The 17,078-nt window shown below is 44.2% G+C and carries 16 protein-coding genes; 5 read left to right on the top strand and 11 right to left on the bottom strand.

Annotation, left to right across the window (positions count from 1 at the left end; all coding sequences use genetic code 11):
* Positions 1-83 precede the first annotated feature (83 nt).
* Both DVG78_RS24420 and DVG78_RS24415 read right to left on the bottom strand, forming a co-directional pair.
* Positions 84-1,418, bottom strand: a complete 1,335-nt coding sequence (locus DVG78_RS24420; protein WP_114463640.1) for an ABC1 kinase family protein — start codon at positions 1,416-1,418, stop codon at positions 84-86.
* Between the two features lie 18 nt (positions 1,419-1,436).
* Positions 1,437-2,072, bottom strand: a complete 636-nt coding sequence (locus tag DVG78_RS24415; RefSeq protein ID WP_114463639.1) for a TetR family transcriptional regulator C-terminal domain-containing protein — start codon at positions 2,070-2,072, stop codon at positions 1,437-1,439.
* Positions 2,073-2,687: 615 nt separating this feature from the next.
* Here DVG78_RS24415 and DVG78_RS24400 point away from each other — a divergent pair.
* The gene (locus tag DVG78_RS24400) at positions 2,688-4,271 is read left to right on the top strand and encodes a Na+/H+ antiporter (RefSeq protein WP_114463636.1); all 1,584 of its coding nucleotides are present in this window, start codon (positions 2,688-2,690) and stop codon (positions 4,269-4,271) included.
* Positions 4,272-4,281: 10 nt separating this feature from the next.
* Here DVG78_RS24400 and DVG78_RS24395 read toward each other — a convergent pair whose 3' ends face one another.
* From DVG78_RS24395 to DVG78_RS24370, 6 genes are all read right to left on the bottom strand, one after another.
* Positions 4,282-6,042 (bottom strand): TIM-barrel domain-containing protein, encoded by a 1,761-nt coding sequence (locus DVG78_RS24395; protein WP_114463665.1) that lies wholly within the window; start codon positions 6,040-6,042, stop codon positions 4,282-4,284.
* 85 nt (positions 6,043-6,127) lie between these two features.
* Complete coding sequence (locus DVG78_RS24390) at positions 6,128-7,297, bottom strand: CPBP family intramembrane glutamic endopeptidase (protein WP_114463635.1); 1,170 nt, start codon at positions 7,295-7,297, stop codon at positions 6,128-6,130.
* 73 nt (positions 7,298-7,370) lie between these two features.
* The gene (locus tag DVG78_RS24385; RefSeq protein WP_114463634.1) at positions 7,371-8,471 is read right to left on the bottom strand and encodes a type III polyketide synthase; all 1,101 of its coding nucleotides are present in this window, start codon (positions 8,469-8,471) and stop codon (positions 7,371-7,373) included.
* A 502-nt stretch (positions 8,472-8,973) separates the two neighbouring features.
* Positions 8,974-10,059: a mevalonate kinase family protein gene (locus tag DVG78_RS24380; RefSeq protein WP_114463633.1), complete on the bottom strand. Its 1,086-nt coding sequence runs from the start codon at positions 10,057-10,059 to the stop codon at positions 8,974-8,976.
* A 63-nt stretch (positions 10,060-10,122) separates the two neighbouring features.
* The gene (locus DVG78_RS24375; RefSeq protein WP_114463632.1) at positions 10,123-11,343 is read right to left on the bottom strand and encodes a sugar MFS transporter; all 1,221 of its coding nucleotides are present in this window, start codon (positions 11,341-11,343) and stop codon (positions 10,123-10,125) included.
* 104 nt (positions 11,344-11,447) lie between these two features.
* A complete protein-coding gene (locus tag DVG78_RS24370) occupies positions 11,448-12,212 on the bottom strand; it encodes an SDR family oxidoreductase (protein ID WP_114463631.1) in 765 nt (254 codons plus the stop codon).
* Between the two features lie 73 nt (positions 12,213-12,285).
* Between DVG78_RS24370 and msrB the strand changes: the two genes are divergently transcribed.
* Entirely contained in the window at positions 12,286-12,762 is a 477-nt protein-coding gene (gene msrB, locus DVG78_RS24365; protein ID WP_114463630.1) for a peptide-methionine (R)-S-oxide reductase MsrB, read from the top strand.
* A 20-nt stretch (positions 12,763-12,782) separates the two neighbouring features.
* Here msrB and DVG78_RS24360 read toward each other — a convergent pair whose 3' ends face one another.
* Positions 12,783-13,166, bottom strand: coding sequence for a VOC family protein (locus DVG78_RS24360; protein ID WP_114463629.1), 384 nt, complete (start codon positions 13,164-13,166; stop codon positions 12,783-12,785).
* A 97-nt stretch (positions 13,167-13,263) separates the two neighbouring features.
* Between DVG78_RS24360 and DVG78_RS24355 the strand changes: the two genes are divergently transcribed.
* Positions 13,264-13,719, top strand: a complete 456-nt coding sequence (locus DVG78_RS24355) for a hypothetical protein (protein ID WP_114463628.1) — start codon at positions 13,264-13,266, stop codon at positions 13,717-13,719.
* Positions 13,720-13,770: 51 nt separating this feature from the next.
* Here DVG78_RS24355 and DVG78_RS24350 read toward each other — a convergent pair whose 3' ends face one another.
* A complete protein-coding gene (locus tag DVG78_RS24350; protein ID WP_114065639.1) occupies positions 13,771-14,244 on the bottom strand; it encodes a single-stranded DNA-binding protein in 474 nt (157 codons plus the stop codon).
* A 134-nt stretch (positions 14,245-14,378) separates the two neighbouring features.
* Positions 14,379-15,440: an A/G-specific adenine glycosylase gene (mutY, locus tag DVG78_RS24345; protein WP_114463627.1), complete on the bottom strand. Its 1,062-nt coding sequence runs from the start codon at positions 15,438-15,440 to the stop codon at positions 14,379-14,381.
* A gap of 173 nt (positions 15,441-15,613) precedes the next feature.
* Here mutY and DVG78_RS24340 point away from each other — a divergent pair, with 173 nt between their 5' ends.
* Both DVG78_RS24340 and DVG78_RS24335 read left to right on the top strand, forming a co-directional pair.
* Complete coding sequence (locus DVG78_RS24340) at positions 15,614-15,898, top strand: HU family DNA-binding protein (protein ID WP_114070131.1); 285 nt, start codon at positions 15,614-15,616, stop codon at positions 15,896-15,898.
* Between the two features lie 34 nt (positions 15,899-15,932).
* Positions 15,933-16,778, top strand: coding sequence for a tetratricopeptide repeat protein (locus DVG78_RS24335; RefSeq protein WP_114463626.1), 846 nt, complete (start codon positions 15,933-15,935; stop codon positions 16,776-16,778).
* Positions 16,779-17,078 lie beyond the last annotated feature (300 nt).

Here is a 17,078-nt window from a genome sequence, read left to right as displayed (position 1 = left end):
AAACTGACCCCACGCTTGATATTTCTAGGAAACATCTTCGCTACAAACCTCTGGCGTGGGGTCAATTATTTTCTTTTGGTTTTTTAGGAGATTTGAACCTCGTGTTTTTTGCTTCGCAACCATTCTGGGCGATTGGTCCGAACGCGGGCGCCGAGTTCGTTGAGCATCGAATAAAGACCAAAGTAGGTACGGTTGATGTACAAACCGTCTTTTGAGCCCCGCGCTACTTTAGAATTACGGATTTCTTCGACTTTGGCCAATTCATCGGCAAAAGCATATACGGTATCAAAATAAGAATGATCGCCAAAATCAAATTCTTCGGAGGCGAAGGGCTGTCCTAGCAACCGAATCATCTGTTTGAATAAATCGGTGAACAACGCTTTTTCGCGTGGGCCGTCTTCTTTTACCAAAAATTCGAGGTTATAAAAAATCTTTTCGATGAGCGCGTCATCATCAACCGTATCTGGATTGATGAGCGTAAAATAATTGTCGTAGAAATAGTCAGGAATAACCTTAACGCAGCCAAAATCAATCACGCCCATCGTACCGTCGGCCCGCATCAGGAAATTTCCAGGGTGGGGGTCGGCGTGAACCTGCCGCAGTTGGTGCACTTGATGGTCATAAAAATCCCACAATAATTGCCCGATTCGGTCACGTGCTTCCTGCGTTGGGTTGGTTTGTAAGAAATCCTTCAAGTGAAGCCCTTCGAGCCAATCCATGGTCAAAATGCGCTTTGAGGACAATCGAGGGTAGTATTTTGGGAAAATAAGTCCCTCGATGTGGCTACATGCTTCCGAAATCTCGACGGAGCGGCGCAGTTCCAGCTCATAGTCAGTTTCTTCCAATAGCTTGGTTTCTACTTCTTCGGTGTAGCGCTCTACATCTTTTTCATTTAATCCAAACAAGGTGACTGCCAATGGTTTAACCATTTTTAGGTCAGAGCTGATACTTTCGGCTACGCCCGGATATTGGATTTTGACGGCCAATCGCTTACCGTCTTTTTGCGCCTCGTGTACTTGTCCGATAGAAGCGGCATTGATGGCGTTGATGTCAAAGCTGTCGTATAGTTCATGCGGCGCTTTTCCAAAATAACCGCGAAATGTTTTGACCACCAATGGACCCGAAAGAGGTGGTGCGGAGTATTGCGACATCTGAAACTTATCAACGTATTGACGCGGCAACACGCTGCGGTCCATGCTCAACATTTGGGCTACTTTGAGGGCGGAGCCTTTCAGTTCACTCAATGATTCATAGACATCGGTAGCGTTGTCCTGATGTAGTTCGTCGCGCGTCATGGAGGGATCCATTATTTTTTTGACGTTGTATTTCAGGTAGTTGCCGCCAATTTTGGCGCCCGTTTTCAAAAATTGGGTGGCCCGTGCTACTTTGGAGGTGGGGATACTGTTTTGTTGTTTCATATTACAGAATACGAATACTTATCTATTTTGATAGACAAATTTGGCTAAGTCAACGACCGTATCAACGAGGGATCTTCCCATGAGGTCAAAGGCGGTGTTAACGGTTTTTTCGATGGCGGTGTCGGTCAATTCAAAATTGCGGCTTGTATCTTTTACCCAAAAGTCCAAAAGATATAATGTATTGAGCCAAACGGCTTCCGGATAACGGTTTGATACGTAGGGGCGGACCACAATCTCGCGACTTTCGCGGCCTTCATACATCAAATCGTGGGCGTAAGTGATAAAAGCTTCCTTAAAAGGACGTAATTCTGGTGGGTTTTTGGTGGCGATGGGCTGCGGAAGTTTGCGATAACTGTAGGTCACAAAACTGCGGTTTGATTTTAGCACTTCTACCCAGGTGTAATAAAAGGCCAATAGTTTTTCGCGTACTGAATAGCCCTGATACGTAGGGTCATTTTCGGCGTTGGTGCGGGCTTGTTGAAAGAAAGAAACCCACAAATCCATGTCGATGGACTCAAACGAAGTATAAAATTCGTACAATTCCCCCTCGGTCATTTTGAGTTTTTTGGCAAAGGCATAAAAAGAGGCGGGAGGTTGACCGTGGTCGAGCACGTACTCAACGTATGTTTTTCGGATTTTTTCGGCTTTTTCCATGAAAAATGAAGTCTGTTGTCGTGGAGAAGGATTAACCACACTGTTTTGTTGAATGATCAATCTATTTAACTTAAACAACGAACTGTGCCTAAAAAAGGTTTGTAAAAAACTGGATTTTCGTCCTTTATTGATGGATAAACGGAAATCAACTTTTGGTTTTTTTGCGTGGAAAAATGAGCAACAAAAAACCCCGCCCAAAAGGAGCGGGGTTTGGGTTTAAAATGGAATGTTTTTTTTAGCTGCATTGTCCCAATACATACCAAAGTACAATGAAAATGAGGACAGTACTGAAACAACCGCCGCCTAATTTTTTTGCGCCGTACCCGGCCAGTAACCCCCTGAAGATATTATTCATTTTGCGTATAGATTGATAGTGAAAGATACTCAAAGATTTGTAAAAAAGCAATCCATTCGCTCTTTCGAAGTCATTGGGGAATAAAGTACGCAAAGTGGGGATTGTCGAAAGGCCCATTTGCGCGGCATTACCCAGTTTGCTATCTTTAGAAATATGTGCTGTTCAAAACGTTGGCTTTGTTCATAATTTGGCTATGTTAGAACTTTCTTTGTTTTATTCTTGCAAAAACGCCCAGTGATTATTACCAATTTATAGCCTATATGATTCAGGAAAATCTATTGTTGATTGTTTCGCTTCTTTTTGCGGTTTCGATGCTCTCGATGTTGAGCGAGAAACTTAAAATTTCGTACCCCATTTTCTTAGTTATTATGGGTTTGCTGATTGGTGTTATTCCTGGCATACCTCACGTAAGCCTTCATCCCGATATTGTTTTTCTGCTTTTTTTACCGCCTATTTTATACGCGGCGGCTTGGAACACCTCATGGCGAGATTTTTGGGCGGCACGTAGGTCCATCAGTATGTTGGCCTTTGGATTGGTGTTTTTTACATCGACGGCCGTTGCGTTGATAGCACACTGGCTTATTCCTAACTTCCCTCTCGCTTTGGGCTTTTTATTGGGCGGTATTATTTCGCCGCCCGATGCCGTGGCGGCTACGTCGGTTTTGCAAGGCATCAAGGTTCCTAAGCGGGTAGTAACGATTTTGGAAGGCGAAAGTCTGATTAATGACGCCTCGTCGCTCATTGTTTTCCGTTTTGCCCTCGCTGCTGCGCTGACGGGGCAGTTTACGTTTGCCAAAGCCACCACTGATTTTTTTATGGTGGCTGGGCTGGGCATCGCCATTGGTCTCGGCATTGCTAACGTACTGTATTTTGTCCATAAATATTTGCCTACTACGCCAAGTATCGACACCGCTCTCACGATTATTTCTCCTTATTTGATGTACATCGCCGCCGAACATTATCATTTTTCGGGGGTGATGGCGGTGGTGAGTGGTGGGTTATTTCTGAGCTTTCGTTCCCACGAAATTTTTACGTATAACAGTCGTATTCAGGCGTACTCCGTTTGGGAAGCGCTGATTTTTATGCTCAATGGGCTGGTATTCATTCTGATTGGCCTGCAACTCCCCCAAATCATCACTGGTCTGGAACAGTATACCATCATTGAGCTGGTTTTCTATGCCTTGATTATCAGTGTTGTAACCGTCATCGTGCGGATAGTTTGGGTGTTTTCTGGGGCTTATCTATCTTGTCGTTTGTCTAAAAAAGAGAAAAGGATGAAGTGGGAAAACGAATTTCTGATTGCTTGGAGTGGTATGCGGGGGGTAGTTTCTCTGGCGTCGGCGCTTGCCGTGCCGTTGACATTGACCAATGGATTAGCGTTTCCCCACCGTGACTTGCTCCTGTTTATCACCTTTGTGGTTATTTTGTTTACGTTGGTATTTCAGGGGTTAAGTCTCACTTCCATTATTAAATGGCTGGATATCAAGGAGGAAGAAGGCGATGATAAAGAGCAAGAAATCGTGATACGTTTGCGTTTGGCCGAAGCCGCGTTAAACCATCTTCAAACCAATTACCCCGACGAGCTCAATTCCATTGACGCCTACACCCGCATCAAAGACCGCTACGAACGCATGGTCGAAATTGCCAACCGCAAGCTGTTGAAGGAAGAAAAAGAATTAGCAACTCCGCATTTTTTGCCCAAATACCGTCGGATGTTACTGGAGCTCGTCGCCATTCGCAGAAGCGAACTCTATAAACTACGCAATGAAAAACACTACTCCGATGAGTTGCTCAGGAACAAAGAATACGAACTAGATTTGGAAGAAGCTAGGTTGAATGAGTGAAGTAGATACGCTACCACCAAACTTTCGCTTCGCCGATTATGTCTGTTTTAAAACTTAGTTTTTGTTTTTTAAAATCATATTGAAAAGAGACTTCTTTTCTACCTAAGGTTATCTTTTTAGGTCGCTCAGGAGCATGAATTGTTAATATAGAAGGGAGCTTTTTGCCCTTAAATTGTAAATTTAATACATTGGCTTGTTGGTTTACAATCAGCGTCGTAGGCGTCTGGTCTTTGGTGTCGTAAACCGTAAATTCACTTTTTCCTTTGGGATAAATGAGCCATGTGAGGTAATTGGCCGCGGTAGAATCGCCAATGCCCGTATAGGCGCGTTGGATGTGGAGTGGAATAATGGCTCCTTCTTTTACGTATACAGGAAATTCTTCAAGGGAAAACTTTTTAGTAAACGTTTTTGGCCCCGAGATTACTTCTTTGTCGTCAAACCAATACCGCCATTGCCCTTCTGGCAAATGGATTTCATTTTCTAATTCATCTTTGTAAATCGGTGCAACAAACAGATTATCACCAAATAAGTAGTGGTATTTCCCCTCAATCGGTCGTTGGAGTCGCGTGCCACCGCGATGCGCCGAGACTACGTAGCTGTACATGTAGGGTACTAATTCGGTATGCAGCCATGAAAAACGGCGGATGATTTCGAGTTCTTGAGGGCTTCTTTTCCAAAGCGCCCGTTCGCCATGTCCGCCGTTGAGAAACAATCCGCAAAAGGTGGAAAATTGCGCCCAGCGAATGTACAAGCGGGCGGGGATAGAATCTCCCGAAAAGCCCGCCACGTCAGAACCAATAACACTGTACCCTAACTTGGCGCTTTTTAAGATACTTTCAATCGCCGATTCAAAGCCCTGTACGCCTTCCAACGCAATGTCTTTTTGAGCTTCGCCCTGGGCGGGTGTTTGACTTTTACTTTTCCAATGATGCTTTTGGTCGCCTACCCAATTGACGGGTGAAGCATCAATGGGCGCAAATCCTTCGGGATGAAACCCTCGGTCCATGGCACGGGCCAAGGTCACAAATTCAGGGTTGGTTCGTAGGCCGTTGGCGTATTCTTCGCGGTAGTACAAGTCCATGTATTGGCGCGTAGTCAGCCAACCAGAATGGGCTTTTTGGTATAGAAAAGGAATGGGGCCGAGTTGGTTCCGAAAAAGGGTAGCGGTACCGTCCAATTTCCAACCGTCGATGCCGTATTTTAGGACTTTTTGTTGCATGTTCTGCCACCATTGTTTTGCCTCAGGGTGGGTATAATCAATAAACCCGCCTTTGCCTTTCCACCACTTGATTTCGTTGCCATTTCCCACCAAATAGCCATTCTCTTTGGCAGTTTGGTAAAATTCTCCTGATTCTTGAATTTTAGTGTCTTTGCTGTAACTGTCGACCATAGAAGTCATCCATAACACCACTCGATAGCCTTGGTCTTGCAAGCCCATGAACCATTTTTTGTGATTTGGATAACGGCTTGTATCTGTCTCAAAATCATTGTATCGGAGGCTCCAAGGGCTATCAATCAACAAGGTACGGACAGGAATATCGTATTTGCGGTAGCCCGCAAGTAGCGAATCGGCGTAGGCGGCCGTGTTTTGGTCATCCTCCCACAACCAACATTCCAACGCCCATGCAGGTGTCAGAGGTGGGTTGCCGTGCCGTTGTGCATTGAAAGGCATTCCCCAAAAAGGGAGAATAAAATAGAAATAGCCAAAGACCGCTAAAAAGACCAATGCATAGGCCAAAAATTTGGCGACTTTTTGTAGTACTTTTCTCATTCGTCTATTATTTGTCAAACAAAGGCGCAAAGAAATTAAAAACCCCGCGCCTTTGCCCATTTGCTTCTCTGCGTGATTATCTTAGTTAAATATGAAAAAGAAATTCTGAAGAATTAACCAGTGCATGTACCAACGCCGCATAAAAGACGCTGTTGGTTTTCATGTACGTATACCCATAAGCCCAACCGGCGATGCTGGCCAAGCCCACAAAAAGCAAAGAGCCCGAATGAAAATGAACCAAGCCAAAAAAGATGCTCGTAATGGCCAATGAAGTGTAGAGGCCTTGAATACCAGCTTGTTGCTTCTCAATAAGATACGCTGCTATAAAAACTAACACCGTTATAAGTACGGGAAACCAAGCCATTTTGAGTTGAACAAAATAGCCCGTTACGAACGACAACACGATAAAAAGGGCAAATCCCCACTTCCAGTACATAGGCCATTTTCCGCTTTGTGTTATCTTTTTCGAAAGCATATTTTGAAGTAAACCACGCAGAAACAACTCTTCAAACAACGCCGTACCCACAAAAATACGCACGAAATCTTTGACCCATTCGTAAGCAAATTCAGTGGATAGGAGGTCGTGCCCATCGAGATTTAGAAAATTTCCAAAATAGCCCAAAAGCGCGACCAACCCCACAAAAGCCAACCATACCCAAAGTGCCGTAAAGAGAGATTGCCAACGGAAGCTCGGATAAAAGCCCACATCGGGGAGGTTTCGGATGTAATTGAAACTATACACGGTCGAAATCATAATCACTAAACGCATGGCGTTGCTGAACCCCGAGCCATTGAAAGGCAACGATGTCCCCACTCCAAAGGACATACTTGTGGCGGGGATAACAATCAATAATACAAATACAATGTCGAACCAAGTAACGGGTAGGGCTGTTTTTTGGAAGGCTAAAAACCCCAGCACTGGAAACAACAAATAGAAAATGAACAAACCCGCCGAACCTTTAAAAGGTGTATGTCCATGAACCATTAAATAAGTGTAGAGTACCCCGATTAAAATCAGCGGAAAAATAACCGCCTTTTCGGGCTTTTCTTGGAGCGATTCTTTCCAGTACGTTACAACATTCGGCTTGCCTACGGTAAAAAGCATGAAATAAATGACCAAAAAGTAGGGACTTGAGAGCATCAACTCCTTGACCGAAAGTTTCCAGTTGGTCAATAAAAAAAGCCCGAAAAGCAGCAGTGTTAAGGCAGCACTACGCAAGAGGGCTTTGGGGTAAGAAGCAGAGGTTTCTTTCATGAATTGATTTTCAGACAGTACTAGTACTACTGGAAAATCAATTGGGCTATTGGTTACCTAAAAAATCTCAGCTTTAGCTTATTGCTATTTTGAAGATACCCGTTTCGAGCGTTAGCCCTGGCCCGAAAGCACAGCTGAAAATATGTTTGCCCACCTCTTTTGGGGTGCGTTCCTGAAGCAATTTTTGTAAAACAAATAAAACCGTACACGACGACATATTGCCGTAATCGTTCAAAACCTCGTAGGCATAACGATTGTCTTCTGGGGTGAGTCCGAGCTGGCTTTCGGCGGCTTCCAGAATGGCCCGCCCCCCTGGGTGAATAGCGTAAAAATCAAAGGCGGGTAATGCGGTATTTTTTTGCAGTTGACTCATTAGTTCCCCAAGTCCACCTTTGACCAAACGTGGTATGTACGAACTCAGCACCATTTCAAACCCAAAATCACCGACGTGCCAAGCCATGTCATTGCGGCCTTCAAATAGTAAATCACAATGGAAAGACTGCATCTCTAGCGACAGCTGTTTAGGCTGTCCTTCAATGATAACAGCGGCGGCTCCGTCGGCAAATAGGGCATTGGATAACAGGTAGTTGTCGTCGATTTTTTTCTGAAAATGCAGCGTACACAATTCAATACAGACCAATAAAACTTTGGCTTGCGGGTCGGCCTGCACAATGGTGTTGGCCATTTTGAGCCCGTTAAATGCACCGTAGCAGCCCATGAAATTGATGGAGGTTCGCTGGACTTGTCGAGATAAACCCAATGCATGAACCAACTCAATGTCCAATCCTGGAGCGTATAAACCTGTGCAACTTACGGTAATGAGGTGCGTAAAATCAGGGGTCTTTAAAACTTCATTGCTGTGCGTTAATGCGGCTTTTACGGCTTTCAGGGCCAGCGGCAGGGCATGTTGTCGATAGGCCAACATCCGTTGAGATACACTCGGAAATGGCTCTAAGTCAACGGTATTAGGGTAAAAGTCAAAGTTTTCGGTTTTGCCGTAGTCGTTCAATACGGAATAGCGTTTCCTGATTTTAGTGCTTCGATACAATACCCTGAGTTTACGTGCCTCATTTGCATCTAACTGCGAAGCCCGAACCATAAAGTCAGCAATGGAAGATTGTTCGATGCAGTTTTCAGGGACAGCTGTTCCGATTGATGTGATGTATGATGGCATTCGTAAAAGTGATAATTGTACAAATAAAAAAGAATAATTCCGTGCTAAAAGTCAGCTAACCGACCGTTTGATAACTTTTCAGTAGAACACGTAGTTTTACGCTAAAGAATGTAAAAAAAAGGTGGCTCCTTTGCAGTGCAAAACCCCAAAAAACCATTCCACAGGTTATGAAAACTCAGAAAATCTACCGCATGCCCTCTAATGAGAGGAGAACTCCACTGTTTCGGGACCAGAGTCTTTGGTTAGCCGCTTTAACACTCCTTGTCATGGTGTACATCGTATTTTACTTTATTTATCCAATGTTCAGCAAAGGACTTTTGTTCTAACTTACTAACAGCCGTGAAACTATTCTTAAAAGAGCAGGTGTAAGCCTGCTCTTTTTTATGGTTGAATTTTTTATTGTGCCCATAAAAAAAGTGTTAGAATCGTTTCTAAAATTTAATAAACGACTCAAACACCCTAAAAGATTTTTGTAACCTACCAATAAAACCACTAAAGGGCTTTATTGTTCTAATTTCGTTCCTTCGTCAACCGTAATAATGTACGGAATTCCTCCTTCCCGTCGTATGGCATCGGCTACTTCTTCGGCACAATTGGGTGCGTACATAAACATGCAACCACCACCACCAGAGCCGTTTATTTTTCCTCCCAAAGCGCCAGCGTTCATGGAGGCTTCTACCATTCGATTTATTTTTTCGGTAGAGGTGCGTTTGTGGTCACGGAGGTTTTGGAAATGCCGGTAAAGTAATTGACCAAAAGCCGCATCAATGTCGTTGGTTTCTTGGGTAGAAGTGGCCGATTGTTGGAGTAACTTCTTTCCTTCCACCAACAGGTCACGGTCTTCCAAATTGGCTTTCAACAGCCCAAGTTCATCCGTTGACAGCAAAGAAGCATAGTCGGAAGCCTGAACGAAGGGCGTATGGAAAATTGAAAATGAAGGGTCGTATTCCGTCACTTTTTTGATGATAGCTTCCATCCCAAACCGACAGCGGGCCAAAATACCGAGTGTATCTTTAGGTTGTTGGGAATCTCCCAAAACGAAAGTGCCCAAGGTGGGGTGCAATGCTTCTACGTAAATTTTGGGCGTGGATTCGAGGTAAATCACATGGCCTATGGCTGTTGAATAATGGTCCATCATGCCGCCGGGTTCCCCAAATTCCAACACTTCGGCTTCGTTGGCGATTTCTCCAAGTTCTTTGGAGGAAATAACGGCGGGATTGTCGGCGTTTCGACTTAAGAAATTGGCCCATGAAACGATGAGCGCCGACGAACTCGATGTACCCGAATTGATGGGAATATTGCCGTGAACTTCACATTCTAGCCCTCGGCTGAACACAAACCCACGCCGGCGTAGTACGTTGAGCGTACTGCGAAAATAATCCCGGTCTTTGACGTACGTCGATGCGTTGGAGAGCGTAAAAGTTTCCTGTGCATTGATGTCTGGCAATTGAATGATGATTTGCTCATCCGCACGATGCCTCCCTTCGATGCTGATTCGGCGCGAAATAGCGGCGGCTACCGTTGGCAATCCTAAATAATCTTGATGTTCGCCAAACAAACATATTCGGCCGGGTGTACTGATTTTCATATCTAAAAAAATTCCCTCTCTTTTTGGGAAAGAGAGGGCGGCAAAAGGCCTGTTTAAATGAAATTACCAACTGCGTTTTTTGTAGCCAATAAAAGCATAATAAAGGATAAACAAATAGAGAGGCATCATTACCCAATAAGCTTGTTGGGTGCTGTGGATGGAATCGGCTATGTTACCATAAATCAATGGTAAAACGGCACCTCCCGAAATCCCCATAATGAGCAACGCCGAGCCGATTTTGGTGAATTTGCCCAGCCCGTCCAAAGCCAAAGGCCACATTGCAGGCCACACAAGGGCGTTGGCAAAACCCAAAAAGGCAATAAATAAAACGGAGGTAAACCCATCTGTGGTAACGGCAATGACCGTGCCCACGATACCAAGTATGGCAGAAGCACGTAAACATGTAACTTGAGAAACATATTTGGGAATAAGGACGATGCCCAAGCCGTAAGCGGCAAGCATTGACCAAAGTGTGTAGGTACCAAAGGTACTGGCTTCACTTTCGGGAAAACCCAGTGAGACGCCATAACTGATAATTGTATCTCCTGCAATCACCTCAACTCCTACGTAACAAAACAGCGCAATGACGCCTAATACTAAGTTTGGAAAAGAAAAAACACTGTTACGGGTTACTTTAACTGCGTTACTGGGCACTTCTTCTTGTTCTTCGCTTACCTCAGGTAGCCCTTTTGAGAACCAAATGACCCCCGCTAACACGACCAAGACCGCCGTTAGAATCAAATAAGGAGTTTCTACTTTTTGAAGTTCTTCTTGGGGTGTAGTGGCGGCACCGCCTGCCAATAAAAGCCCACCGAAAAGGCGTTGGCTGAATATTCCCGCTAATTTGTTGGCAATTCCTAAAAAACTAATCCGTTGGGCGGCGCTTTCGCGGGGGCCGAGGATGGTTGCGTAGGGATTGGAAGCGGTTTGCAACAGGGTTAGACCGATACCGATGGTAAAAAGACCGACCAAAAACAAAGGATACGATGCGATTTGTGCGGCAGGGATAAAAATCAGCGTTCCAACGGCCATAATTCCCAATCCAAGCGACATCCCCCGCTTAAAACCTGTACGTTTTAGCACTTCCGAAGAAGGAATGGCCATGACCGTATATGAGATAAAAAAGGCAAACGTTACGAGGTAGGAGCTGGTGTTGTCGAGGTTAAAGGCTTTCTTGAAAAAAGTAATGAGCGTGCCGTTTACCCACGTGACAAATCCGAATACGAAAAATAATAAACCAATGATAATCAATGGTCCAACGTAGCTTTGTTTAGGTTTTGACATGGTTAGTGTTAGGAGTTAGTAGGTCATTTAGAAGCCGAAAAAATGAATTTTTTTTCGCACTTGAAAGTTTTAAGGCGTATTTTTTAAATTTTTTTAAAATTAGCTCAAAATCCATAAACGGCAAAACCGCCATCGACGGTTACAATGTTGCCCGTAATGTAGCTGGCAGCGGGCAAACAAAGAAAGGCGATTGCCGACGCGACCTCTTCGGGCTGCCCGACGCGTTTCATGGGCGTACGCGATAGGATGTAATCGAGGCTTTCTTTGTTGGAAAGTACTGACTCGGTCAAAGGAGTTTCGATGTACCACGGCGCTACGGCGTTGACACGTATGCCGTCGGCGGCCCATTCACAGGCCAAATTGCGGGTCAATTGATTGAGAGCAGCCTTGGTCATGCCGTAAATAGAGCCGCTTTTCAGGGAGGTTAATCCCGCTACCGAGGTAACGTTGACAATGCATCCTTGGGCATTTTTTAACAATGTATATAATGCCTGCGACAATGAAAATGCCGAGGTTAAGTTGGTGGCTATGATTAAATTAAATTCTTCAGCTGTGTAACTAGTGGTAGGTTTTCGGATGTTAGTTCCTACATTATTGACCAAAATGTCTAATTCCCCCCAACGTAGGCTAATGTGTTTGACGAGTTCAGGGATGTTGTCATGGTTGCTCAAATCGGCCACAAAACCCGTTGCTTTCAAACCTTGTGCTTCATAATCGGCAAGCTGACGCTCAATCTCACCTTCATTGCGGGCAACGATGATTACTTCGGCACCCAGTTGCAGTAATGTTTGGGTTGTGGCCTGTCCAATTCCCTTGGTTCCACCCGTCACTAGCGCAACTTTACCCGCTAAATCCCACTTTGGAAGCATATTTTTGATAATTAAAACTATACAATAAAAGAATACGTTAATATAAGCACAAAACAAGCATAACCTAACAAAGATGAATCGCCGTATTTTCATTCGCTCACTTGGAGGAGTAGTATTGGCCGGACTGCCGGCGCTGGCCCAACAGCAAAGCCAGGAATTGAAACGGGTTGTAAAAACGGACGCGGAGTGGAAAAAACTGCTAACCCCGATGCAGTACTACGTGACCCGACAGAAAGGAACAGAACGCGCTTTTACGGGACCTTACTGGAACAACAAAGAAAAGGGAACGTACAAATGTGTATGTTGCAACACTCCGCTTTTTAGTTCCGATACAAAATTTGAATCGGGTACTGGCTGGCCGAGTTTTTACGCTCCGCTCAATAAAAAAGTCTTGAAAGACGAAAAAGACAAAAGCTTTGGCATGGAACGCGATGAGGTCATTTGCGCCGTTTGCGACGCCCATTTAGGCCACGTGTTTGACGATGGCCCGCGCCCTACGGGCTTACGCTACTGTATGAACGGTGCTGCTTTGGCTTTTCAAAAAAAATAACCAAGTAAATGGCAACCAATCTAAACTGTTTGGTTGCCATTTCTTGAAAAGAATTCAATCCAATATCCATCGGGGTCTTGGAGAAATATCTGTCGTACACCATCGGGCCGAAATTTGGGAGGGCGGTAGGTTGTATTTGTTGCCTTAAAATGAGCCTCCCACGCATCCAAATCACTTACTTCCAGCGCAAAATGATTGCTTCGAGAGCCTGATACAACAGGCTCAGTGCGTATGCCTATGATGTGCAACTCTTGCGCGTCTCCGATTTTAAACCAGGCGCCCGGAAAGTCGAAGGCTGGGCGGGCCAAGGAAGTTAATCTTACAATTTTTCCGTAAAATTCAACACTTTGGGCTACATCTGCTACGTAGATGGCTACGTGGTTAATTCCAATGATTGTTAACATTTTTTTAAAAAGATTACAACTAATAAAAATAAGACTGCGTCTTGTGATTGTAGACAGACACGGTGTTTGTCGGATAAAAGTATTATTTATTCTTGCCATGAAAAAAGTAATCTTATTTGCATTTCTAACAGCCATGGGTTGCCAGTCTGAAAAAATTGACGCTGAGCACCAAAAAAACAACGAAAAAGCGGGAGTAAGAGAAGAAATCAGCTTAAAAATCAAACAAAACACGCAAGTGGAGGGGATTAAACTTTCATTTGACGCAGTCGCTGATAGTCGTTGTCCTGCCAATGCGATTTGTATTCGTACGGGGGAAGTAGTCGTTGATTTGGCCGTAAACGACACCCAAAAAATTCAAATGTGCTTGGGGGATTGTCAACAAGTGCAACCCACCAAATACAAAAGCCCTGTGAGTCAGGACTCTCTGGAAGTGACGGTTAAAAATGAGAAATATCTGTTTGTTTTGAAGCAGGTATCGCCTTATCCAGGAACTTTAGAAGATGCCGATGCCCAAAAGAACTATGAAGTAAAAATGGAAGTAGTAAAGAAGTAAACAAATTGTGTTGTTGAAACCTGACAGGAATCCCTGTCAGGTTTTTTGTTGTTAAAACGGTAAATCATCGTCACCACTACCGCCAAGATCTGACGAAATCGGCTCGGCGGGTTTGGGTGCAGGTGCCGGGCGGCTTGCTTGGGTAGCTACGTTGGATTGTGAAGATTGTTCGTTACTATCTCCTCCTCCGCTGTTTCTGCCTCCTACCAACTGCATCGTATTGGCCCGTACGGTTTTTCCTTCACGCTGTTTCCCTTCTTTATCCGTCCAAGTTTCGGTACGCAGTTTTCCTTCAATATAGACGGTATTGCCTTTGCGAAGGTATTGTTCGGCGATTTTGGCCAAATTGTCCCAAAGTTCAATTCGGTGCCACTCCGTTTGCTCTACCCGTTCTCCACTGCGATTGGTGTAGGCTTCCGAAGTAGCAATGTTGAAGCGTGCCACCGCTGAACCATTTTCGAGGTGACGTACTTCTGGGTCGCTGCCCAAATTGCCCAATAGAATTACTTTGTTTACTCCTGCCATTGTATTATATAAATGTTTAAAGTTACGAATTTGAATAAGCTCACCACTAAAATCAGGTAAAGTCTCTAACGAAAAATGAGCATTTTAATTCCCGATTTTGGGTGTTTTTTCGGGATTTTCAATCACAAAAATACTCAAAAAAAATGCTCTTTCCAATAAGACGTAACCAAGACAGGTTTGGGTACATTCTCTATTTCTTCTTCCGTTAAAAAAGCCAATTCGGGGGGTAGATTCAAGGTAACTTCGAGGGGAACTTCAAGTACCCAAAACTGCGCCTGAATACGTTGATGGGTGAGAATATGCGTAAAAATACGGCTTGGGGGACTAATTGTTGTTTGAGAGAAAATAGAACTAATTATCTGATTGTCAGTAAATTCGTCGATGCTTTGAACGGTTGCGTCTGTTTCAATTAGGTAAAAGTCAAACAACTTTTGCCAGACATCTTTGTCGGTTCGTTGTCGCATGGCAATCCGTCCATTTTGGACAATGACAAAATAGTTAAAAAAACGCTCTCGCACCTTGGTTTTCTTGACTTTAACGGGCAATAAATGAATCCTTCCAGTGGCAAAAGCAACACAATGGGGCTGAACAGGACACAACAGGCAGTCAGGGGATGACGGAGTACACTGAACGGCCCCAAACTCCATGATGGCCTGATTGTAGGTTGCGGGTTGCTCACGAGAAATAAGTTCATTGGCCAAATTGGCAAATTGCCGTTGCCCGTCGCCGCTGGTAATATCGGTATCAATCCCAAATACCCTCGACAGTACCCGGTATACGTTGCCATCTACTACCGCTACGGGTTCATCGTAAGCAAAAGATGCAATGGCGGCGGCGGTGTATGGGCCGATTCCTTTTAGTTTAAGCAATCCTGCATAGGTTGTCGGAAACGCACCGTTGAGTTCTTCGACGATGTATTTGGCCGTTTGATGCAGGTTGCGCGCCCGGGAATAGTAACCTAAGCCCTGCCAGAGTCGAATGACCTCTTGCTCAGGAGCATTGGCTAAATCAATGACGGTGGGGTAGGCTTCTACAAAACGTTCATAATATGGTAATCCCTGCGCGATACGGGTTTGTTGAAGAATAATTTCTGAGAGCCAGATATAGTAGGCGTTGCGGGTGCGTCGCCAGGGTAAATCTCGGTGATGATACTCATACCATTTAATGAGCTCGTTGGCAAAAAACTTGTTATTCAATGGTTTTCGAATGTTTGTTTTGAAATTAAGGCGTAAAAGATTTTCGCATTTTGTTGAAATTATACTACTTTTGTGCGCTCAAAATAAGCCGATTGTAAAATAGATTGGCTCCGCAGGATTTTGAAACTAATATTACAAAGAATAACAGTTTTATAACCTTAAAGTTTAAAAAAGTGACGAAAGCAGACTTAATTGCAGCAGTTGCCGATCAAACCGGCATCGAAAAAGCACACGTTTCTGAAACAGTTGAAGCGTTTTTCACAGTAGTAAAAGACTCATTGGCCAAAGGTGAGAACATTTATGTTCGTGGTTTTGGTAGTTTTGTTAACAAAAAACGCGCTAAAAAAGTAGCTCGTAACATCTCTAAGAACACTGCAATCGTCATTGACGAGCATTATGTTCCAAGTTTTAAGCCTGCTAAAGTATTTGTTGAGCAAGTAAAAGGCTCAGAAAAGTAATTTCAACGGCACGAAGGAGCTGCCTGAAAATGTTATGAACCGTTCAATCCTGATTGTTATTTTATTGGCTACTGTACTCATTGGTGGGCTTTATAGTTTGCCAAAAGTTGTTGTTAAAAGCCAAGAACGAGAACTTTCGGAGGGTAAAGACAGCACTCAGGCACCTGCATCGGGCCAAGCCGAAACAACTTCGACCGCTGCGGAAACGCACATTGAGCCATTGACTGCCGAACAGCAAAATTCGGTCGCGGCGCTATCTCAGCAGTTGGTTTCTGCCCGGGATTCAAAGCAAAAGGGAGGAGCGGCACTAAAGCTTTCTGATTTTTATCTGAACATCAGAAAATTTGACAGCGCCGCAAAGTATGCAGAAACGCTTGCTTTGTTGGAGCCTGCCGAGCCTAACTTGCTTCGTGCTGGCGACCGTTATTATGATGCATTTAGTTTTGCAGTTGACACCAAAAAGTCCTCAGCATTAGGTGCTAAGGCGAGAGAATGGTACCAAAAAGCGCTTGATAAGAACCCTGCTCTTCTCAACGCCAAAGCCAACATGGCGATGACCTACGTTTCTACGGAAACACCCATGCAGGGAATCTTGTTGTTGAGAGAAGTTTTGGCAAATGACCCAACCAATGAAGTAGCTTTGTTTAACTTGGGACTTCTATCGATGCGTTCAAACCAGTACGAAAAAGCGGTGGAACGTTTTCGTCAATTGTTGAAAGGAAACCCCATGAATTCAAAAGCTCGTTTTTATTTGGGCGTTTCATTGGCTCAAACGGGAAAGAATAAAGAGGCGTTGGAAGAACTGTCGGTCGTGAAAGGTCAGGAGAAAGACCCTACCATTCAAGCGGCGATTACTGAGTTGGAAAAAGACTTAAAATAAAACCGTTATTCGCGGTACTCACAAACGAATAACATGCGGTACATGACCGCTGTAACATACTAATTAACTTAAAAATTGTAAAGCTATGCCTTGCGGAAAGAAAAGAAAAAGACACAAAATCGCTACTCACAAACGGAAAAAGCGCCTCAGAAAAAATCGTCATAAGAAGAAGTAATTTTATCCCAAAACCAAGGTGCTTTTCAACCTTGGTTTTGGGTTTTATATGCTTCGTCAAATGCCTTTTTGACTATGTAGTTGTTTTGAACCATTCGTAAGGTTTACGGAATGGTTTTCACCTTA

Origin of the sequence: Runella aurantiaca (genome assembly GCF_003339505.1) — a bacterium.
Classification (GTDB): domain Bacteria; phylum Bacteroidota; class Bacteroidia; order Cytophagales; family Spirosomataceae; genus Runella; species Runella aurantiaca.
Note: the sequence above shows the minus strand (reverse complement) of the source record. Positions and strands in the feature narration are given on the sequence as shown.